This is a genomic window from Methylobacterium sp. WL8 (genome assembly GCF_008040045.1).
GTDB classification, from domain to species: Bacteria; Pseudomonadota; Alphaproteobacteria; order Rhizobiales; family Beijerinckiaceae; genus Methylobacterium; species Methylobacterium cerastii.
This window is the reverse complement of sequence record NZ_VRVF01000017.1, coordinates 1-17,125: the sequence shown is the minus strand read 5'-3', so window position 1 is coordinate 17,125 and position 17,125 is coordinate 1. Positions and strand designations below refer to the sequence as shown.

Sequence of the window (17,125 nt, the reverse complement as noted above, 5' to 3'; positions counted from 1 at the left end):
CGACCGTATCCTGCTACCGAGCCGAAGGGCCGCCTCTGTCGGCAGAGCGAGCGTATGGCTTCGAAGCGGCCAAGATTTCTGTGACGCAGCCTCTCGACAGCATCGCGAGCGTGCTCGAGGGTACCGGGGAGTAACGGGTGCTGCGGCGGGTTAGACCGGCCGTCGCGTGCGTTGGTACGCCAAATGAGCCGACGTTCATCGGTCTGACCCTCGACACGGAGAGGACTGGCATCGATCACAGCTGCGACGCGGTGATCGGGCTTGGCACAATCACGTTCGAGTGCGGCGCAAGCGACCGCTTCGACAGTGTGATCGAGCCCTACCGATTTGCGTCGAAACCGTTCGCGCGTTCCATCTCGAAACGGCGGTGCCGGCGCCCGAGGCTATCGATCTGTGTATCCTCATCGACGACCGCAAAGCCGCGCGCTTTGTAAAATTTCACAGCGAAGATGTTATCTGCGAAAACGTGAAGCCCGAAGCGTCGATGACGGTCCTGTGCCGCTCGTAGAAGAGCTGATCCACAACCGGCGCTGGCACGAGAGACGTACAAAGCGGATATGTAGCCCCCATCGTCCACGGTGATGAAGCCGATCACTGCGCCGTCGAGCTCGGCAATCAAATTTTCGGCGTGTCCCAGCACAAGCTTCAGATACTGACGCGCCTTAAGCTGTTCACGGCGTTCTAGGAAAGAATGAGAGACGGTGAATGCCATATCGAAAACCGCGAGTACAGAAGATTCGTCACTGTCGCGCTGGTAGGGACGAATGTGCATTACCTGTAAGTCTCCTCCGCGATGAAAAGCCCTGCCGCTCGGATCAACGAAAGCTTACGCTCCATGCGAAGAATCTCGCCACGCGATGTCGTGAGATAGACGCTGCTATGGAGTGGCGGGTGGTCAAGCACGTCGTTGGTACAAAAAAGGAGGCAGCATCGCCGATGTCAGAGGCAGACGATTATCTCCGAGCGTTTCTCGATCAGGCAGCCGCGGAGGAAGCATACCTTGGCCGGCTGCGCGAAGCGAACGACGCTAAGCCGGGTGTCACGCTGCCCAGACCCGCATCAGCTCCCGCCGTGTCGTTGATGATCACGAACCAGCAACGAGCGGAGCTGCGGGCGCTTGGGTTTTCGGATGAGGCCGTTCGATTGATGACGCCCGCCGAGGCGCATGCGCAGCTTGGGCTGAGCAGGCCCAGCCTCTGAGCACGACATCACCGGTCTATGAATTTGAGAAAAGCCCTTCGACCTGACGGTCGCCGTTGTGCCAGCTCGGCAAGCGCGGCCGCGATCTTAGCTCCTCCGACGCCGTCGGGATCACAGGGGCCGCCATGCCAGGCCAGCATGGCCTTTGCGCACGATGGCGCGGTTGGGTTACCGCTCGCGCGAACGCCCTTGCAACCTGGTCTTGGGATCGCAGGTGCGTGGCGCCTGACGGATCGCCTCGGAAATACGAAGGGGTCCGCGCATGCAGATCAAGAGGAAGGACCTTGCAGACGCAGGCTCGCCGGAGGCGCTCGTCAAACGCATCCTACAGGCCGAGCCGAACCTTCCGGTGCCCGTGCCGATCCAGGAGCTGTGCGCGCGCCTCGGCATTGTGAAGATCGAGGACCTCGACACCGATGCGTTCGAGGGCGGCCTCGTCACCGACACGAAGCGGTCTGACGGCACCATCCTCGCCAGGCGCGGGGGCGAACCGCGTCGCCGCTTCACCATCGCGCACGAACTCGGCCACTTCCTGATGGCGCACCACATCCCCGATCAGCCCGACCGGTTCTCGTGCAAGACATCCGACATGCTGCGCATGACGGCCAAGGAGGGCGACCCGCGCCAGCGCAGAGAGGTCGAGGCCAACCGCTTTGCCAGCCTCCTGCTGATGCCTCCGCACCTCCTACGGGGGGCTATGACGGCGTTTCGCGAGCCCGATCTGCAGCACGTCCTTGCGCTCGCGCGCGACTTCGCGGTCGGTAAGGAGACGGCGGCCCGGGCCTACGTCCAGTACCACTCCGAGCGGATCGCCATCGTCGTGGCGGGCCACGGCCGGGTGCAGCGTTGCTACCGCAGCCTCTCCTTCCCGGCCATCGTCTGTGCCGTCGGAAGCCCGGTCCCGGAGCGATCGCTCGTTCACAGCCGTTCGCATCAACCGAGCATCCCGAGCGACATCGCGGCCTGCAGTGCTGATCTCTGGATCGATGTGAAGCGCGACCTCCATGTGCCGTCGCTCTACGAGCAGGTGTACCTCCAGCAGGGTGGCTTTGCGATGATCCTGCTGCGTCTCAAAGCCGTTCCGGAGGAGAGCGCGGAGGAGCGCAGGCTGGAGGAGGGCTGGCGCCACCGCTTCCATTCAGGGCGACGGTAGGCGACACTCCTGCAGGATCGGACGCTCCGCGCCGCTACGACTTCGGCTGAACCGATGTCAGCAGGATCAAATCGCGATCACTGGTACCAAGTCCTCGCAGGATCGTAGCCGTGATTCAGGACGTTGACGAAGGCGACGACTGGCGCTCAATCGCCACGCGTCCGCAGGATGCAGCGACCCTCGAAACGGCTCGGCAGCGCGCCCGCGAGCCTGATCGTGGCCGCGATGCGAACCGCCCTTCCGAGATTCCGAAGGCAGGATGGCAGGACATCCTGTGGCGCGCCGTGTGGGCTCTCCCGAAGGATCGTGTGCTCGCCACGGCCGGCGGCGTCGCCTTCTTCGCCCTGCTCGCCGTGTTTCCCGGACTCGTGGCCGTGGTCTCGATCTACGGGTTGTTTTCCGATCCCAACGTGATCAGCCAGCATGTCGGCCTCCTAACCTACATCCTCCCTGCCGCCGCGCTCGAACTGCTCTCCGAGCAGCTCGTGCGGATCGCCGCGCGAAGCACGGGTTCGCTGAGCCTCACCTCGACGATCAGCTTGCTGATTGCGCTCTGGAGCGCGAATTCCGGCGTCAGCGCCCTCTTCGATGCCCTCAACGTGATCTACCGGGAACGGGAGGATCGCACCCTGATCCGGTTCTACGCCACGACCTTTCTGTTCACCCTTGGCGGCGCGGCGTTCCTGCTCCTGACGATCAGCGTGGTGGTCGTCCTTCCGGCGATCCTGGCGCGCTTCGGGTTCGGGGGATTGGCCGACACCATCCTGTCCGTGGCCCGGTGGCCCGTCATCCTGGTCGTGGTCAGCCTGAGCCTGACGCTGATCTATCGCTACGGCCCGAGCAGGCGCCGGGCGAAATGGCGCTGGGTGACCTGGGGCAGCGCGCTGGCAGCGTTTCTTTGGGTCTGCACGTCTGGCGTGTTCTCCTGGTACGTGGCGAGCTTCGATAGCTACAATCGCATCTACGGGTCTCTGGGTGCCGGCATCGGCTTGATGTCCTGGATGTGGCTCTCGATCGTGGTCGTCTTGCTCGGCGCCGAGATCAATTCGGAAATGGAACGCCAGACCGCCCGCGACAGCACCGAAGGATGGCCCAAACCCCTTGGCGTCCGGGACGCCTTCGCTGCGGACAACGTCGGACCAAGTCAGGATAGGTGAAACCGATGGAGTGAATGGTCCGGCACCGGCTCGTGCGATTGCGCTCCGGTGTGCGCTGTCTCCTGGTGCATGGCGCTTATCTCTCATGCGAGTTGGCGCTTCATTTGGTCCCGATGCGGCGAGGCGAGGTTCTCACCCCACGGTGAGCACCCCGGAGATGATCGCCACCCCGATCGCGAGCCAAGCCGCGTAGTCGCCGATCAGGCCGCTGTGCAGCAGCTCGAGGGTGCGGGTCGGCGCCGACTGCGTCGCGCGGAGCGGGCGGACGACGAGCTTCGGCAACCGCGTCCGGAACAGGCCGTAGCCCGCCCCCGCCAGGGCCAGCGCGACGGACGCCCAAGGTAGCCATGACGGCCCCTCGGCCAGCGCCGCCATGGTGGGTCGATGCATGAAGGCCGGGGCGGCGCGTGGGATCGCGTCGGCGATCAGGCCCGCCGGCATGCCGACGTCGAGGGCCAGCAGGACGCAGCACGGGGCCAGCATCAGCCAGAGCGGGCGGTTGGCCTTCTCCCGCTCGTCATCGCTCGGCGCCCCGGCCTCGTCGCCGGGATCGGGCCCGAGGCCGAGGAAGATGCGGCCGGCCGCCCGCAGCACGGCCGCCCCCGTCAGCCCCGCACCGATGGCGCCCGCGGCGAGCGCGATCCCGTGCCCCTGGTGCGAGAGAGCCCCCTGGACGAGGCGCGTGCCCTGGTCGAGGATCCCGACCGGCAAGCCGCTGAGCAGGAGACCGGCCAGGGCCATCGCGATCCCGGCCGGACCGATGCCGCGTCCGAGATCCCGCAGGGCGATCTCGTCGATGCTGGCCCGGGTGGCGAGCAGAATGCCCGCGATCATGAACAGCGCGCCCTTCACCAGGCCGTGGCCCACTACGTAGACCAGCATCCCGCCGGTGCCGGCCGGTGAGAGTGCCCCGATGGCGGTGAGCATGATCCCGGCATGCGAGATCGTCGAGAAGGCGAGCATCCGCTTCAGGTGGCGCTGCAGCAGCGCCATCCAGCCGCCGAGGATGGCGGTGACGCTGCCGAGTCCAGTCAGGAGGGCCGGGAGCGCGTGCTGGATTTGCTCGGACCCGGCGAAGACGACGGCGCTGACCTTTGCGAGCCCGAAGAGCCCCAGCGACACCATCGCGCCAGAGAAGATCACCGAGACCGGGCTCGGCGCCACCGCGTGGGCGTCCGCGAGCCAGAACTGGAACGGCACGATCGCGCCCTTGATCATCAGTGCCGCCGCGACGAGGCAGAACGCGCCCGCCACCACCGGGTCCCGGCCGCCCCGTGCCACCGCCGCCGCGATGCCCTCGAAGTCGAGGGTGCCGGTCCGGGCGTAGATCAACCCGATGCCGCCGAGCATCAGGAAGCCGGCGAGGCTGTTGATCACGGTGAAGTTGATCGCGCCCGCGAGGGCGGACTTCTCCAGATGGTAGGCGGTGAGCGCGAAGGCGGCGACGCTCATCACCTCGAACCATACGAACAGGTTGAACATGTCGCGGGTGAAGCAGAACCCGACCATGGCCGCCAGGAACAGCAGCATCAGGATATGGAAGTGTCCGTGCGTCCGGCCGAAGAAGCCCCAGGCGAACACGAAGGTGAGCGCGTAGAGCAGGCCGATGAAGGCCGCGACCCAGGCGCTCGCCGCGTCCACCCCGAAGCCGATCCCGAGATGGACGCCGTCGCGCGGCTCCCAGCCGCCGAACCAGTAGACCAGGGGCCCGTCCGCGGCCCCTACAGCGATCACGCTGGACAGGATCGCGACAGCGAGCGCGGCGAGCGTCGCCAGGATGTCGGGCAGGCGGCCCGGCAGGAGGTGGGCGGTTGCCAGCATCGCCGCGCAGAAGACCAGCGGGACGGCGACCGGCAGCGGGAGGAGTGCGGCGGAGCCGAGGGTCACGAGGCCGCCCGCTTGCCGTCGTCACCGGGCGCCGACCCGTTCGCACGTTCGGAGCTGCCCTCGGCGCGCATCGGGCGGAGCTGCTCCGGGTCGAGGCTGCCGCTGCGCTTGTAGACCTGGATCGTCAGCACCAGGAGAAGGGCGGTCAGGGTCGCGCCGACCACGATGTCGGTCAGCACCAGCGCCTGCATGACCGGATCGACGGCGGGCGTGCCCGGCGGGTGGTCGTAGAAGATCGGCGCGATGCTTCCCCAGCGGTAGCCGAGGCCCAGAAGCAGCACGTAGGTCGCCGACTGGCACACGCCGAGGCAACCGACGAGGTGGATGAAGTTCCGGCTCGTGGCGATGCCGTAAAGCCCGGCGCCGAACAGCCACGCGGCGACCGCGTAAGGCAGCATGCCCGAGACCGCGTTCACGCCGATTCCTCCCCCGGCTCGTCGGCCTCGTCCGCCTCGCGGGTCTCCTCCATGAATTCCAGGAAGAGCTGGGTGAAGCCGCCCGCCACCGCCAGGGCGACGCCGAGGTTCTCCACGAGCATCAGACCGCCCGACATCAGGTCGCGAAAGGTGCCGAACGGCAGGACGTTCTGCATGAAGGCGCCGCCGGCCAGCATCGGCGCCAGCCCGCACAGGGTGAAGAGCAGGGCGCCCCCGCCCTCCAGCCCATCGAGCCAATGGCTGCGCACCGCGTCGCGCCAGCCGGCATAGCCCTCGCCGAGGTAGATCAGCAGCGTACCCGACGCGAGGATCACGCCGCCCTGGAAGCCCCCGCCCGGGGTGACGGTGGCGTGCAGCACCACGTACAGGCCGAACTGCGCGGTGAGCGGGCCCGCGATCCGGCAGACGAGCACCACGGCTTCGGAGCGCGGGATCACCGCCCGCCCGGGCTGACGCAGGGCGCGCTCGGTGCTGCCCTCGCCGCGGCGGCCGCGCAGCAGCACGACCGTTCCGGTGATGGCGGCGAGCAGCATGAACTCCTCGCCGAGGGTGTCGAGGCCGCGCAGGTCGAAGTTGATCGCGCTGACCATGTTGGCCACGTGGCGCGCCTCGGGCACGATCGCGTTGATGCGCTCGCCGTAGGCGGCGATCGTGGCGCCGAAGCGGGGCAATCCGGCGATCACCGCCGCGGCGCCCGGAAGCAGCATCACGCCGGCCAGGGCGAGCAGCGCGACGCGCAGGCGCAGGCTCACGATTCCTCCTCGGGCGGCTGGTTGCGCACCGCCATGAGGGCCACGAAGAAGAGGAGCGGCACCGCCGCCGAGCCGACCGCCAGCTCCGACAGGGCGACATCGGGGGCCTGCAGCGCGGCGAAGAGGATCGTCAGGACGAGGCCGTTGGCCGCGATGGCGAAGACCTGCCGGACGGGATCCCGGACGAGCACCACGGCGGTGCCCGAGCAGGCGGTGAGCAGGAACAGCAGGGGCAGGATCACGCTCATGCCGACCGGCCCTCGCGCATCAGCACGGCCCGGCCGGACACGTGCGACAGCACCGCCGCCCAGGCGAGAAAGACGACCATCGTCAGCAGGATCTTGACCGAACGCCCGGAAACGCCGTCGGCCAGGAAGGCCGCCGCCGTGACGAGGACGGAGGTGGTGACGTTCAGGAAGGCGAGGACGTGCAGCCGGTCGAGGGCCCGGGGTAGGCGCCACAAGGCGAAGGCCGCGAACCACGTGACGATGACAGTGAGGCCCAGCAGAAGGCCGATCGCGACGCTCATATCCAGCGCTCCAGGACGACCGCGAAAAGCATCGTGCCCGGCAGGTTCAGCAGCACGAGCGTCAAGGCGAGATCCGTGATCGAGGCTTGGTCGGTGGCGAAGGCCAGCAGGGTCAAGATCAGCACCGTGACGCTGCCGGCGAGTTGGTAGGCGGCGAAGCGCCGGCCGGGGGTGCCGCTCCACGCCAGCGCGACCGCGAGGGCGAAGGGCGGCAGCAGCGCCAGGATGGCGGCCGTCCAGATCGTCACGGCTTGCCGTCCCCCAGAGCATGCGTGGCCACCGTCCCATGCGCGCGGTCGAGGACGAGGACGAAGCTGTCCGGAGCCAGGGACGCGGCGAGCAGACCGATGGCGCGCGCGGCTGGGGCCGTCGGCCCGTTCGGCGTGGCCCAGGCCAGCTCCGCTACGCTCTGCTTGCAGATCCTTCCGCCCGCGCCGTCCGCGCGCAGGGCCTCGACAAGATCACGACCCGCCCGGGTAGTCTGGCGGGGAAGGCCGAGGATCGCCGCCCCGAGCGGCCGAAACGCCGCCCGGTCGAAGTGGAACCGCACGCCGCCCCGCCGTCCCACGCCCCACCACCAGGCCGTCGCGAGCGTGGCGCAAACGATCGCAGCCACACACTCGTTCACGCTCACCGTACCGGCGAAGACCAGGTAGGCGAAGTCGAGGGCGATCCAGATCGCCGCGGCGTCGCGCGTCGATCGCTCCTGATGCTGCCGATCGGTCCTGACCGCATCCATCTCGCCCATATCCATCTTGCCCGCATCGATCCTGAACCGGCCGCCGCGAGAAGCAAGGTCATGCGCCCAGCTAGGCCAGACCGTGGCTGCCCCGATGCCGATCCCCGAATGTGCCGACACGGTTTCGTGTAGGAAATCCCGGACTTGCGCGATCCCGCCTGCCTTACTTCCCCTCCGCCCGCCCGGTGGTGCGGGGAGGTGCAGCCCTCACCCCGTGGCGTATTCGAGCTGCGGCTCGAGCACACGTGGATCGTCGGCTTGCACGGTGACCGGGATGGTCTTCGCCGCTGGGGTCTTGCTGCCGATGGCGTAGTGCCAGATCGGCATCAGCACGTTGCACTCCGGATAGTAGCCGCCGATGCAGCCGATCGGGATATCGTAGGCGACCACGAGCATGCCGGGTAGCCGGCGATCGACGCCGTCGTCGGCGACCGTCTTGAGGGTCACCGCTTGCCCGATCTTCAGCCCGAGCCTGTCGATGTCGGAGCGGTTCATTAGCACCACCTTGCGTGTGTTGTTGATGCCCCGAAAGCGGTCGTCGTAGCCGCAGACGGTGGTGTTGAACTGGTCGTTCGACCGCAGCGTCATCAAACGCAGGACGCCGTGACCCACATCCGGCATGTCGGCGTCCTCGTCGAGGCCCGTCGGGGTCACGATGTTCGCCCGGCCCGTGTCCGTGCGCCATTCGCGCTTGTTGGCCGGCAGGTGCCGCTGGAATCCACCCGGCTCCCACATCCGCCGCTCGTAGTCCCAGAACGACTCCGGCAACGTCTCGCTGATCTCCTTCCGGATCTCGGCGTAGTCGTCCTGGTAGTCGGCCCACCGGACGCGGGGGTTGGGCTCGAGCACCCGCTGGGCAAGCTCGCAGATCAGTCGGATCTCGCTGATGAGGTGCGGCGAGGCCGGCCGGCGCAAGCCCCGGTTCCCGTGGACGCAGGCCGAGGTGTCCTCCATCGAGAGCACCTGCTGCCCGGACTTGGTCTCGTCGATCTCCAGCCGGCCGATCACGGGAAGGATGTAGCTGATCTCGCCGGGCAACAATGCCGAGCGGTTCAGCTTGGTGATCACGTTGACGGTCAGCCGGAGCCGGCGCCAGGCCGGCTCCATCTGACCGTGGTCGGGGATCGCCCGCACGAAGTTGCCACCCAGCATGAAGAAGGCCTGCACCTCGTCCTTGAGGATCGCCTCGCAGGCCTCGACCGTGTTGTAGCCGGCCTCGCGCGGCGGTTCGAAGCCGAACTGCGCGCCCAAACGATCGAGGTCGAAGAGTTCCGGCTTCTCGGTGATCCCGACCGTGCGCTGGCCCTGGACATTGGAATGCCCCCGGATCGGGCAGATCCCGGCTCCTGCGCGGCCGAGATTACCGCGCAGCAACAGGAGGTTGACCAGCATCTGCACGGTCTCGACCCCGGCCCTGTGCTGTGTCAGCCCCATGCCGTAGACCCCGATCACGGCGCTTGACCGGCAATAGACCGTCGCGGTCGCCTCCATGTCGGCCCGACGCAAGCCCGAGCGGCGCTCCAATTCGTCCCAATCCTGCGCGCGCAACCAGTCGGCGAAGGTCGAAAAGCCATGCGTGTGCTCGGCGATGAAGGCTTCGTCCAGCACGGCCGGACCGCCGCCAGCGCGCGATGCGTCGTGGGTCTCCAGCACGGACTTGCAGATGCCGGCGAGCGCCGCGAGGTCGCCGCCAGCCTTCACCTGATGGTACTGCGAGCTGATCCGGGTGTCCTTGCCGGTCAGCATCTCGGTCGGCGATTGCGGGTTCAGGAAGCGTTCCAGTCCGCGCTCGCGCAGCGGGTTGTAGGTAATGATCGGGAGGCCGCGCCGGCTTGCCTCCTGCAGCGGGTGGAGCATCCGGGGTGCGTTGCTGCCCGGGTTCTGACCGAAGAACAGGATGCAGTCGGCACGGCCGAAATCGCCGAGGTCGACCGTTCCGACGGCTTGGCCGATGCTCGCCGGCAGGGCCACCGAGGTCGTCTCGTGGCACATGTTGGACGAGTCGGGCAGGTTGTTGTTCCCGTAGAGCCGGGCGAAGAGCTGGTAGAGGTAGCTCCCCTCGTTCGACAGCCGCCCGGAGCTGTAGAACACCGTGCCTTTCCGGCGATCCTCGACCGCGCGCAACTCGCGGGCGATCTCGTCGAGCGCATGCCCCCAGGACACGGGCACGTACTTGTCGCTGGCGGCGTCGTAGCGGAGGGGGTGGGTCAGGCGGCCAGGTTGTTCGAGGTGGTAGTCGTCCCAGCCCAACAGCTCGGTGACGGTGTGCTCGGCGAAGAACTTCGGCGTGCAGCGATGCGCGGTGAGTTCCCAGGCCACCGCCTTGACGCCGTTCTCGCAGAACTCGAACGGCAACGGGCTGGCCGGCTTCACCCATGCGCAGCTGGTGCACTGGTATCCGTCCACCTTGTTGTGGCGCGTCAGGGCCACCGGGACGCTCGCCAGCACGCCCTCGCGCCTGAGGATGTTGCCCACCGAGAGGGCCGATCCCCAACCGCCGGAGGGCAGGCGGTATGGCTTGAAGGTCGGCTTTTCCAACGGATGCACTCCGGAGTTGGACAATCGAGGAAACACCTGCCGTTCGGCAGCGTTTCCGCCACAACTCATGCACCTTCAGAATTGTTCGCGAGATTTTCCTGTTCTTAACAGAGGTTAGTATGGTCATCGGGCGCGATTACACCTTGGAAAAGCCTTCCCGGCCGTCGGCGCCGAAGTTTTTCCTGGATACGAAGGTCGTTCCACTCGCCGTGAACATGACCGGTGGCATGGAAGTCGCCCTTTCGCGAGCCTCTGCGCGGACGGGTGTCCGGCCGTCGATGATCCTTGCTGGCGCCGGGGGGCTGGCCTGCCTTGCCGTCGCGCTCTTGCTGCGCAGCCGACGTACGGTGGACGAACGTTGATCCGCGATGGGATGGATTGCGGCTTCGAGGTTGCCGATGAGGCCGGCAACCACGTGCTCACCGCCCCATTCAGCGCCACGGTTACGAACGACGACGGCCTGAGTTGACCCTCTCCGATCGTCAGATGCCGGAAGGTTTCCCGATGCGCTCGACGGCCGAGCTCGTTCGGACAGCTTCTCTGCTTCGATCCGATCAGGATCGGGACAGTTTTAGATTACGGCCTCAACCCACGGCCTTTCCATCCTCTCCCGCTACGCTGGCCAGGAACCCCGCACCACATCAGCAAGCTCGGCCATCCTGCAATCGATCTGAAACAATGTCTTGTCAGTCCGGTTGTCCGTTTGAAACGGGTATCGTCATGAGGACACGCCGCTACGCTGCTTTGTCGGCGTACGGTATGGACTGAAAAACTACCGACTTAATATTTGTTAATGATTGCGCTGAGATCTCAGCCGGTGACGTGTAGTCGGTTCGACGCAACTGCATGCTGGATCACGTCTTCGTCGTCGAGCAAGGATGCTTCGCCGTGACAGAACTCTCAGACATGAAGGACTTTCCGAAGCCGCCCTTCGAGCATCAGCGCCGACTTACCCCACCCGCGCGCGACGCGGACATGGATCCGCCGCCCGATTACGGTGAGGCGCACTATAAGGGCTGCGGGCGGCTCGCCGGACGCAAGACGATCATCACCGGCGGCGACAGCGGCATCGGTCGGGCGGTGGCGCTGGCCTTCGCTCGCGAAGGCGCCGACGTGCTCGTCAGCTACTACGACGAGCACGAGGATGCCGCCGAGACCTGTCGGTTGGTCGAATCGGCTGGCCGCAGGGCGATCTCGATGCCGGGCGATATCAAGGATGCCACGCATTGCCGGGCGATCGTCGAGCGCGCCGTGACCGAATTCGGGCGGGTGGACGTCCTCGTCAACAACGCCGCCCACCAGAAGACCTTCGCGAACGCCGAAGAGATCAGCGACGAGGAGTGGGAGGTGACCTTCGCCACCAACATCCACGCGATGTTCTACCTGGTGAAGGCTGCGCTGCCGCACATGAAGCCCGGCAGCGCGATCATCAACACCACCTCGGTGAACGCCGACACGCCGAGCCCGCAACTGCTCGCCTACGCCACCACCAAGGGCGCGATCCAGAACTTCACCGGTGGCCTCGCACAGCTGCTGGCCGAGCGCGACATCCGCGTGAACTGCGTCGCGCCCGGTCCGATCTGGACACCGCTGATCCCCTCGACGATGCCGATGGAGAAGGTGCGGAGCTTCGGCAGCCAGGTGCCGATGAAGCGCCCCGGGCAGCCCTGCGAACTCGCCCCCGTCTACGTGATGCTGGCCAGCGCCGAGGCGAGCTACGTTTCCGGCGCAACGGTGGCGGTGACGGGCGGCAAGCCGATTCTTTGATCAATCTCGGACAGGAGCTTGCTCATGGACCAGCCCCACGACGTTTGCCCCTTCGAGCGAACGCCGAAGTATTTGCGAAATCGATGCCTCCGCGGATCGGAAGGGCCAGGATTGCGTCCGAAATTTCGGTGAGCGCGAAGCCTGCGACATCGTCCTTTGGTGGACCTGCAGCGTAGCCTCGACTGGGATCCGAGGCGGCGGATCGAGACTATGCGCTTCGCCGCAACTCATCAGCACCTCTATGCAGGGGCACGGCGCGCGCATTACCTCGGGGCTTCTATCGCGGGCGAGACGCTGACTGAAACCCTCAAGCTGGAACCCGCGCCAGCGTCGAAACCCAACCAAAACCAACGCCAGCCCGCCTGACGAAATGAACGCGCAGGATGACGACAATATTTGTGCGAATATGATAATTCAAAATTCCATTCACAAATATGGCTCGCAGATATAAAATATAGACGCAAAATATCTAAAAACAACACGGCTTCGGCATCTGAAACTACAGGCTTACAGGACGATTATTCAATCGGAACTGCCTAACGAACGAGGATCAGGATATGACCACCAAGCCCCCACCCGTTCCGCCTGCCAACCGATCCGACAAGGGACCTGGCAGCGCCCCCAAGGTCCCGCTCTCCACCGCGCCCAAGGGAGCGGCCCAGTCGCAGAACCCTGACAAGGTCGGGCAAGCCGGAAACGCGAAGGTGAACACGACCAATCAGGGCTACCAGCAGGATCGATGATGAGCACCTCGAAGAAGACGCCCGCGGCTGACCGCCATCACGGCGGCCCCGGCAGCAGCCACCAGGATGCCAGCAAGCCCGAGACCGAAGACCGGCACGGCCCAAATCCGGGCAGCCCGACGAACGACTCCAAGTCCCATGTCTCCGGCGGCGGCGGCGAACCAGACCAGCATCACGCTCACGATGCCCCAGGCAAGGGCGCGGCCCGCTCGCACTGACGGGCAGGGGCCGTCGAGCAAAACCACGGATGTTGGAACCTTTTCGACTGACAAGGGTGACGATGCATGGCGAAGGCGAACAAGCATACCATGGGCCCCGGCGCGCAAGGCAAGAACACCGGCACCGGCGCGATGACCGACCTTCCGGAGGGCGTCCTGCCAGAGAACATGGTTCTCAGTAACCGCGACAAGTCCCGCCACAGCGATGCGCGCGGTCTGGACAGCAAGAACGTCCGGAGCGAGCAGTATCACGACCATGCCAGCAATCGGCTGACCACGGATGCTACGACTGACGAAGATGACCGTCCTCGCGATCTCCCAGGGGCGATTTAAGGTTAAGCCCGCCTTCGGTCTGCTATCGAACCGAAACGACAGGTGGTGAGCGCGACTCTAGAGAGACATCGCTATTCCGTTGGAAGTATTTTTATAAATTGAATGCCTTCTACACTCATATCTATGGATATAGAGACGCAGTCCTTGAAAAGATTAGTGTTGGCTCTGCTCCCGATCGGCATTTCCACCGGGGCTCTCACATAGGAGCTCACGCCGACCGATAACGTCCCCGCTACGCCGCGGACCACCGGAACGATGATCGCCGTGCAACCCAACACAACGGGCAACGATCGCGACCTGGTGATCAGCCGCGGCGTAACGAAAGCCGAGGCCACCACAATGGACTCGGCGGCTGGGGGTAACGCACGGCTACCCGAGCGGGCCGTGCCAAACGGCAGCGCGGGTGGCGGGTCGAGCAGCGGCGGCGGTGGCTAGGATTGCCACCCGGCATAGTCTCGCAACAAACCGCATCGGAACGGGTGTTCCACTCCAGTCGCGCAAATGACGACGGAGGGAGCGCCCGCACCAACGTATCTCGGTCCTTCAGTCCCGCTTGTTACGAGAACTCATCTCTTGCGCTCTGCCCAGAACTATATGCGCTCTGCCCAGAACTATATGCGCCGGGAAGGGCTGCGTCGATGAACAAGAGCCGGCATGAAAGTGACCGGAGGGTTCGGCGCAGACGATTTGAACAAGCCATGCCGCACTCCTCCGAGGATCCCCCGCCCCCCGGCAACTTGCACGTCGACCCGCCACAATCGTTCGACCGGGTGACGACCGCGATGTTGATGGCCGACATCAACAGTGGCGGCACGGGTCACGAGTTCGCGGCCTCCGATTCCGGCCTTTTGCAGCTCGGCACCGACGACGAAGCTGCTGACACCACCCCATCCCAAGGGCGCATTGCGACGGCCTGCGCTGCGGAAGCCGCTCGGGCGGTGTGAAGCTTACGCGCACGATCTCACACGAGCGGCGGCTTGAGCAGGCAGTGGGGCTGCTGCAGCAGTTCCTCAAGGAGATTGCTGGGCTCAGACCAGAGCGACTCAATCCTGCTCCCGTTACTGCCAAGCCTTCGTTTCGACCCAAACACGAGCGCTGGATTTATTCACGCCTTCTGGACTATTTACGCTAGCATCATGGTGTGCGAACCGAGGCAAGACAGCTGGTGCATGCCCAATGTCGACAACCTTCTGAGCAAACTACGCATTACTCGCTTGGAAGCCGATCCGGCGCCGGTGCCCAGCGCAGATGAACCAGGCGGTTGTCACGGCATACGCTACTAACGACTGCACGGTTCATCGAAGATCTAATTTTCCGCCTACGCACCCGCCCCTGACGGGCTTGCTGGACGATTAGGTTCGCATACCGCACAGGGGCGCGAGTTCTCGTGCATCTTCGACCACACCGCTGCATTCGCAGCAGTCGGCGACGCGTTCGTCACACACGATGGCCTTCGCAGGCACTCACCTCACAGCGAAAAACCAACGCCGTCGGAGTGCCACCGTGAGGCGCTTCGGCGCGGCGCAGGCGCGGCGAACACCGAGGGCCGAACTCTCGCCGCAGTTGCATCTTTTGACAAATTGCCGGCACCTGCGTGCGGGCTCCACCCCTCTACCAAGTCATCGCCCGACATGCTTCGAACGGGTGATCTACGCCGCAGGAGCACTCGCCATTATCTCTTTGAGCACCGCCATCGATCTATACACGACCGCCCGCGACACTGCCCCGTTGCGCGCGGCGACCGCATCGGCTAGGAAATCCGCACGGTCAGCACCCGTAGCTCAGCTGGATAGAGCGTTGCCCTCCGAAGGCAAAGGTCACACGTTCGAATCGTGTCGGGTGCGCCATTTCCATAGAAAACCGCGAACACGATGCGCGGCCGATGAGTCGGCGTCAGCGATGACGGTTTTACGGATTGGCTTTGTCCCCTCCAATCCAGAGTAAATCGATCTCGACGCGATCGGCACGCCTCGAAGCCAAGCTTCGTCGAACGGGTTTCGACCGCCTGTAATGCGCTCGCGTCTGAACGCACCGAAGCCTTCGATCAGTCTGCGGTAGATCAACCCGCCGGAAGAACCCGACGAGGTGCGGAGCAGGGGCTGCGAGCTGCCGGCGCGGGGCAGGTGTTTCGCGAGCATGTCCGCGTGGCGCTGGGCCGCGCCTTGGAGGGCATGCGGACCGACGGGGCGGCTTTGCGACGAACGCCTGCTCCCGGCCTCGTCGAGAGACCGGGAGGGTCGGCGAGCCCGGGCATACCGGGCGCGATCAATCGACGGCCGCGGCCTCGAGCGTCACGGCCTTGGTCCGGGACGGCTGGACCAGGATGCGGTCGCCGGCGCGGCTGATCTCGATCGTCTCGGCAGGCGCGTCGGCCTGGCGGGGGGTCGAGAGCGTGACGCTCTGGTCGTCGGCCAGCACCGTCTCGAAGCGGACGGCCGGGGCGGCGGCCCGGGGCGCCAGGGTGACGACGACGCGGTAGCCCTTCGGCTCGGCCGTGTAGTAGGCGACGCCCGAGAGCGTGCCGAGATCGACGCTGCCGGCCTGGGCCGGCTTGATCTCGGCGGCGGCCGCCGTGCCGAGGCCGGCGGAGAGGGCGAGGATCGCGGCGAGGGCGACGGTGCGGCTGCGGGTCTTGGTGAACATGGTCGTGTGACTTTCGTGCTGCGAAGGGCCCGATGCCCTTGCCTTGGTCACGAATATGTTCTGCAGTGCAGCATGGATCAAACCGATCGTATCGTTGATGACTATCGATCATATCGATCTTAGCCGCGTCGACCTGAACCTCCTCGTCGCCCTCGACGCGATGCTCGCCGAGCGAAGCGTGACGCGCGCCGCGGCCCGGATCGGCGTCGGCCAGTCGGCGATGAGCTCGAGCCTCGCCCGCCTGCGCCGGCTGTTCGACGACGAGCTGCTGACCCGCGCCCCCGACGGGATGCGCCCGACCCCGCGCGCGCTGGCACTCGTCGAGCCGGTTCGCGCGGCCCTGCGACAGATCCAGGCGATCGTGCGGCGCGAGGCGGCGTTCGACCCGGCGACGACCGAGCGGACCTTCACCGTGAGCCTGCCGGACAGCACCGAGGTGCTGCTCGGGCCGCGGCTGCTCGGTTACCTGCGCGCGGAGGCGCCGGGCATCCGCCTGCTGCTGCGCTCGGTCGATCGCACGCACATCCTGGAGGAGCTCGACGCGGACCGGGTCGACCTCGCGATCGGCTTCGGGTTCGAGGGCCAGACCCACCACAAGCAGCGGCTGCTCTACCGCGACACCTACGTCTGCCTGTTCGACGCCGGCCAGGTCGGGCTCGTACCGCCGATCTCGCTCGACGACTACCTGCGCTTCCCGCACATCCTCACCAGCCTGCGCGAGACCGCCCACGGGGTCGTCGACGACGCGCTGGCCAAGATCGGCCGGGCGCGCACCCTCGCGCTCACGACGCCGCGCTTCCTGGTGGTGCCGTTCCTGGTGCGCGCCGCACCGGTGATCACGACGATGCACGCGCGCCTCGCGACCTACTTCGCCGACGCCCTCGGCCTGACGGTGAGCCCGGCGCCGGTGGCGCTCGAAGAGGTCGCCGTCTCGATGCTCTGGCACACCTCCTACGACGACGACCCGGCCCACCGCTGGCTGCGGCAGGTGCTGGTGCGGCTGGCGGGGGAGGCGGCGGAGGCCGAGCG

General features: G+C 66.1%; 21 protein-coding genes and 1 tRNA gene. 11 read left to right on the top strand and 11 right to left on the bottom strand.

Features of this window, described 5'->3' with window-relative positions:
* Positions 1 to 319: 319 nt before the first annotated feature.
* The gene (locus tag FV234_RS08715) at positions 320 to 772 is read right to left on the bottom strand and encodes a GNAT family N-acetyltransferase (RefSeq protein ID WP_147828756.1); all 453 of its coding nucleotides are present in this window, start codon (positions 770 to 772) and stop codon (positions 320 to 322) included.
* A gap of 119 nt (positions 773 to 891) precedes the next feature.
* Between FV234_RS08715 and FV234_RS08710 the strand changes: the two genes are divergently transcribed.
* The 3 genes from FV234_RS08710 to FV234_RS08700 all read left to right on the top strand — a co-directional run bounded on the left by FV234_RS08710 (position 892) and on the right by FV234_RS08700 (position 3,510).
* Entirely contained in the window at positions 892 to 1,200 is a 309-nt protein-coding gene (locus FV234_RS08710; RefSeq protein WP_147828755.1) for a hypothetical protein, read from the top strand.
* Between the two features lie 262 nt (positions 1,201 to 1,462).
* Positions 1,463 to 2,353 carry an ImmA/IrrE family metallo-endopeptidase gene (locus tag FV234_RS08705; protein ID WP_147765358.1) on the top strand — a complete coding sequence of 297 codons (891 nt, stop codon included), beginning with the start codon at positions 1,463 to 1,465 and terminating at the stop codon, positions 2,351 to 2,353.
* Positions 2,354 to 2,463: 110 nt separating this feature from the next.
* The gene (locus FV234_RS08700) at positions 2,464 to 3,510 is read left to right on the top strand and encodes a YihY/virulence factor BrkB family protein (protein WP_147751952.1); all 1,047 of its coding nucleotides are present in this window, start codon (positions 2,464 to 2,466) and stop codon (positions 3,508 to 3,510) included.
* Between the two features lie 132 nt (positions 3,511 to 3,642).
* Here the strand turns inward: FV234_RS08700 and FV234_RS08695 are convergent, their stop codons facing one another.
* The 8 genes from FV234_RS08695 to FV234_RS08660 form a co-directional block, all read right to left on the bottom strand.
* A complete protein-coding gene (locus FV234_RS08695) occupies positions 3,643 to 5,397 on the bottom strand; it encodes a proton-conducting transporter membrane subunit (RefSeq protein ID WP_147828754.1) in 1,755 nt (584 codons plus the stop codon).
* A complete protein-coding gene (locus FV234_RS08690) occupies positions 5,394 to 5,813 on the bottom strand; it encodes a cation:proton antiporter subunit C (protein ID WP_246686142.1) in 420 nt (139 codons plus the stop codon). Before FV234_RS08690 ends, FV234_RS08695 begins: the two co-directional genes overlap by 4 nt.
* Positions 5,810 to 6,586, bottom strand: a complete 777-nt coding sequence (locus tag FV234_RS08685; protein ID WP_147828753.1) for an MnhB domain-containing protein — start codon at positions 6,584 to 6,586, stop codon at positions 5,810 to 5,812. Before FV234_RS08685 ends, FV234_RS08690 begins: the two co-directional genes overlap by 4 nt.
* Complete coding sequence (locus tag FV234_RS08680) at positions 6,583 to 6,834, bottom strand: DUF4040 domain-containing protein (protein WP_147828752.1); 252 nt, start codon at positions 6,832 to 6,834, stop codon at positions 6,583 to 6,585. The genes FV234_RS08685 and FV234_RS08680 overlap by 4 nt, the downstream gene beginning before the upstream one ends.
* A complete protein-coding gene (locus FV234_RS08675; RefSeq protein WP_147828751.1) occupies positions 6,831 to 7,115 on the bottom strand; it encodes a monovalent cation/H(+) antiporter subunit G in 285 nt (94 codons plus the stop codon). The genes FV234_RS08680 and FV234_RS08675 overlap by 4 nt, the downstream gene beginning before the upstream one ends.
* On the bottom strand, positions 7,112 to 7,363 hold the full coding sequence (locus FV234_RS08670) for a monovalent cation/H+ antiporter complex subunit F (RefSeq protein WP_147828750.1): 252 nt from the start codon (positions 7,361 to 7,363) through the stop codon (positions 7,112 to 7,114). The genes FV234_RS08675 and FV234_RS08670 overlap by 4 nt, the downstream gene beginning before the upstream one ends.
* On the bottom strand, positions 7,360 to 7,869 hold the full coding sequence (locus FV234_RS08665; RefSeq protein ID WP_246686141.1) for a hypothetical protein: 510 nt from the start codon (positions 7,867 to 7,869) through the stop codon (positions 7,360 to 7,362). The genes FV234_RS08670 and FV234_RS08665 overlap by 4 nt, the downstream gene beginning before the upstream one ends.
* 192 nt (positions 7,870 to 8,061) lie before the next feature.
* The gene (locus tag FV234_RS08660) at positions 8,062 to 10,392 is read right to left on the bottom strand and encodes an FdhF/YdeP family oxidoreductase (RefSeq protein WP_246686140.1); all 2,331 of its coding nucleotides are present in this window, start codon (positions 10,390 to 10,392) and stop codon (positions 8,062 to 8,064) included.
* Positions 10,393 to 10,511: 119 nt separating this feature from the next.
* Between FV234_RS08660 and FV234_RS08655 the strand changes: the two genes are divergently transcribed.
* From FV234_RS08655 to FV234_RS08625, 7 genes are all read left to right on the top strand, one after another.
* Positions 10,512 to 10,754 (top strand): hypothetical protein, encoded by a 243-nt coding sequence (locus FV234_RS08655; protein ID WP_147764591.1) that lies wholly within the window; start codon positions 10,512 to 10,514, stop codon positions 10,752 to 10,754.
* A gap of 544 nt (positions 10,755 to 11,298) precedes the next feature.
* Positions 11,299 to 12,159 carry an SDR family oxidoreductase gene (locus tag FV234_RS08650; RefSeq protein ID WP_147764600.1) on the top strand — a complete coding sequence of 287 codons (861 nt, stop codon included), beginning with the start codon at positions 11,299 to 11,301 and terminating at the stop codon, positions 12,157 to 12,159.
* A gap of 557 nt (positions 12,160 to 12,716) precedes the next feature.
* The gene (locus tag FV234_RS08645; protein ID WP_147764590.1) at positions 12,717 to 12,902 is read left to right on the top strand and encodes a hypothetical protein; all 186 of its coding nucleotides are present in this window, start codon (positions 12,717 to 12,719) and stop codon (positions 12,900 to 12,902) included.
* Positions 12,902 to 13,120 carry a hypothetical protein gene (locus tag FV234_RS08640; RefSeq protein WP_147764589.1) on the top strand — a complete coding sequence of 73 codons (219 nt, stop codon included), beginning with the start codon at positions 12,902 to 12,904 and terminating at the stop codon, positions 13,118 to 13,120. Before FV234_RS08645 ends, FV234_RS08640 begins: the two co-directional genes overlap by 1 nt.
* A 66-nt stretch (positions 13,121 to 13,186) precedes the next feature.
* A complete protein-coding gene (locus FV234_RS08635; protein ID WP_210246533.1) occupies positions 13,187 to 13,453 on the top strand; it encodes a hypothetical protein in 267 nt (88 codons plus the stop codon).
* Positions 13,454 to 14,091: 638 nt separating this feature from the next.
* Positions 14,092 to 14,397, top strand: a complete 306-nt coding sequence (locus FV234_RS08630; protein WP_147764587.1) for a hypothetical protein — start codon at positions 14,092 to 14,094, stop codon at positions 14,395 to 14,397.
* 826 nt (positions 14,398 to 15,223) lie between these two features.
* Positions 15,224 to 15,300, top strand: a tRNA-Arg gene (locus FV234_RS08625).
* On the opposite strand, the gene FV234_RS26470 is transcribed toward FV234_RS08625, so the two are convergent.
* Positions 15,271 to 15,591, bottom strand: a complete 321-nt coding sequence (locus FV234_RS26470; RefSeq protein ID WP_210250867.1) for a hypothetical protein — start codon at positions 15,589 to 15,591, stop codon at positions 15,271 to 15,273. The genes FV234_RS08625 and FV234_RS26470 overlap by 30 nt on opposite strands.
* A 127-nt stretch (positions 15,592 to 15,718) precedes the next feature.
* Complete coding sequence (locus FV234_RS08620) at positions 15,719 to 16,096, bottom strand: hypothetical protein (protein ID WP_147762273.1); 378 nt, start codon at positions 16,094 to 16,096, stop codon at positions 15,719 to 15,721.
* Positions 16,097 to 16,193: 97 nt separating this feature from the next.
* On the opposite strand from FV234_RS08620, the gene FV234_RS08615 reads away from it, so the two are divergent.
* Positions 16,194 to 17,125: LysR family transcriptional regulator (locus tag FV234_RS08615; protein ID WP_147828748.1), on the top strand; the 932-nt coding region annotated here is incomplete at its 3' end.

Excerpts from the sequence above, each read along its gene's own strand:
- FV234_RS08715 (WP_147828756.1), bottom strand. The coding sequence starts at position 772 with ATGCACATTCGTCCCTACCAGCGCGACAGTGACGAATCTTCTGTACTC.
- FV234_RS08705 (WP_147765358.1), top strand. The coding sequence starts at position 1,463 with ATGCAGATCAAGAGGAAGGACCTTGCAGACGCAGGCTCGCCGGAGGCG.
- FV234_RS08680 (WP_147828752.1), bottom strand. The coding sequence starts at position 6,834 with ATGAGCGTGATCCTGCCCCTGCTGTTCCTGCTCACCGCCTGCTCGGGC.
- FV234_RS08675 (WP_147828751.1), bottom strand. The coding sequence starts at position 7,115 with ATGAGCGTCGCGATCGGCCTTCTGCTGGGCCTCACTGTCATCGTCACG.
- FV234_RS08665 (WP_246686141.1), bottom strand. The coding sequence starts at position 7,869 with ATGGATATGGGCGAGATGGATGCGGTCAGGACCGATCGGCAGCATCAG.
- FV234_RS08655 (WP_147764591.1), top strand. The coding sequence starts at position 10,512 with ATGGTCATCGGGCGCGATTACACCTTGGAAAAGCCTTCCCGGCCGTCG.
- FV234_RS08650 (WP_147764600.1), top strand. The coding sequence starts at position 11,299 with ATGAAGGACTTTCCGAAGCCGCCCTTCGAGCATCAGCGCCGACTTACC.
- FV234_RS08645 (WP_147764590.1), top strand. The coding sequence starts at position 12,717 with ATGACCACCAAGCCCCCACCCGTTCCGCCTGCCAACCGATCCGACAAG.
- FV234_RS08640 (WP_147764589.1), top strand. The coding sequence starts at position 12,902 with ATGAGCACCTCGAAGAAGACGCCCGCGGCTGACCGCCATCACGGCGGC.
- FV234_RS08635 (WP_210246533.1), top strand. The coding sequence starts at position 13,187 with ATGGCGAAGGCGAACAAGCATACCATGGGCCCCGGCGCGCAAGGCAAG.
- FV234_RS08630 (WP_147764587.1), top strand. The coding sequence starts at position 14,092 with ATGAACAAGAGCCGGCATGAAAGTGACCGGAGGGTTCGGCGCAGACGA.
- FV234_RS26470 (WP_210250867.1), bottom strand. The coding sequence starts at position 15,591 with ATGCTCGCGAAACACCTGCCCCGCGCCGGCAGCTCGCAGCCCCTGCTC.
- FV234_RS08620 (WP_147762273.1), bottom strand. The coding sequence starts at position 16,096 with ATGTTCACCAAGACCCGCAGCCGCACCGTCGCCCTCGCCGCGATCCTC.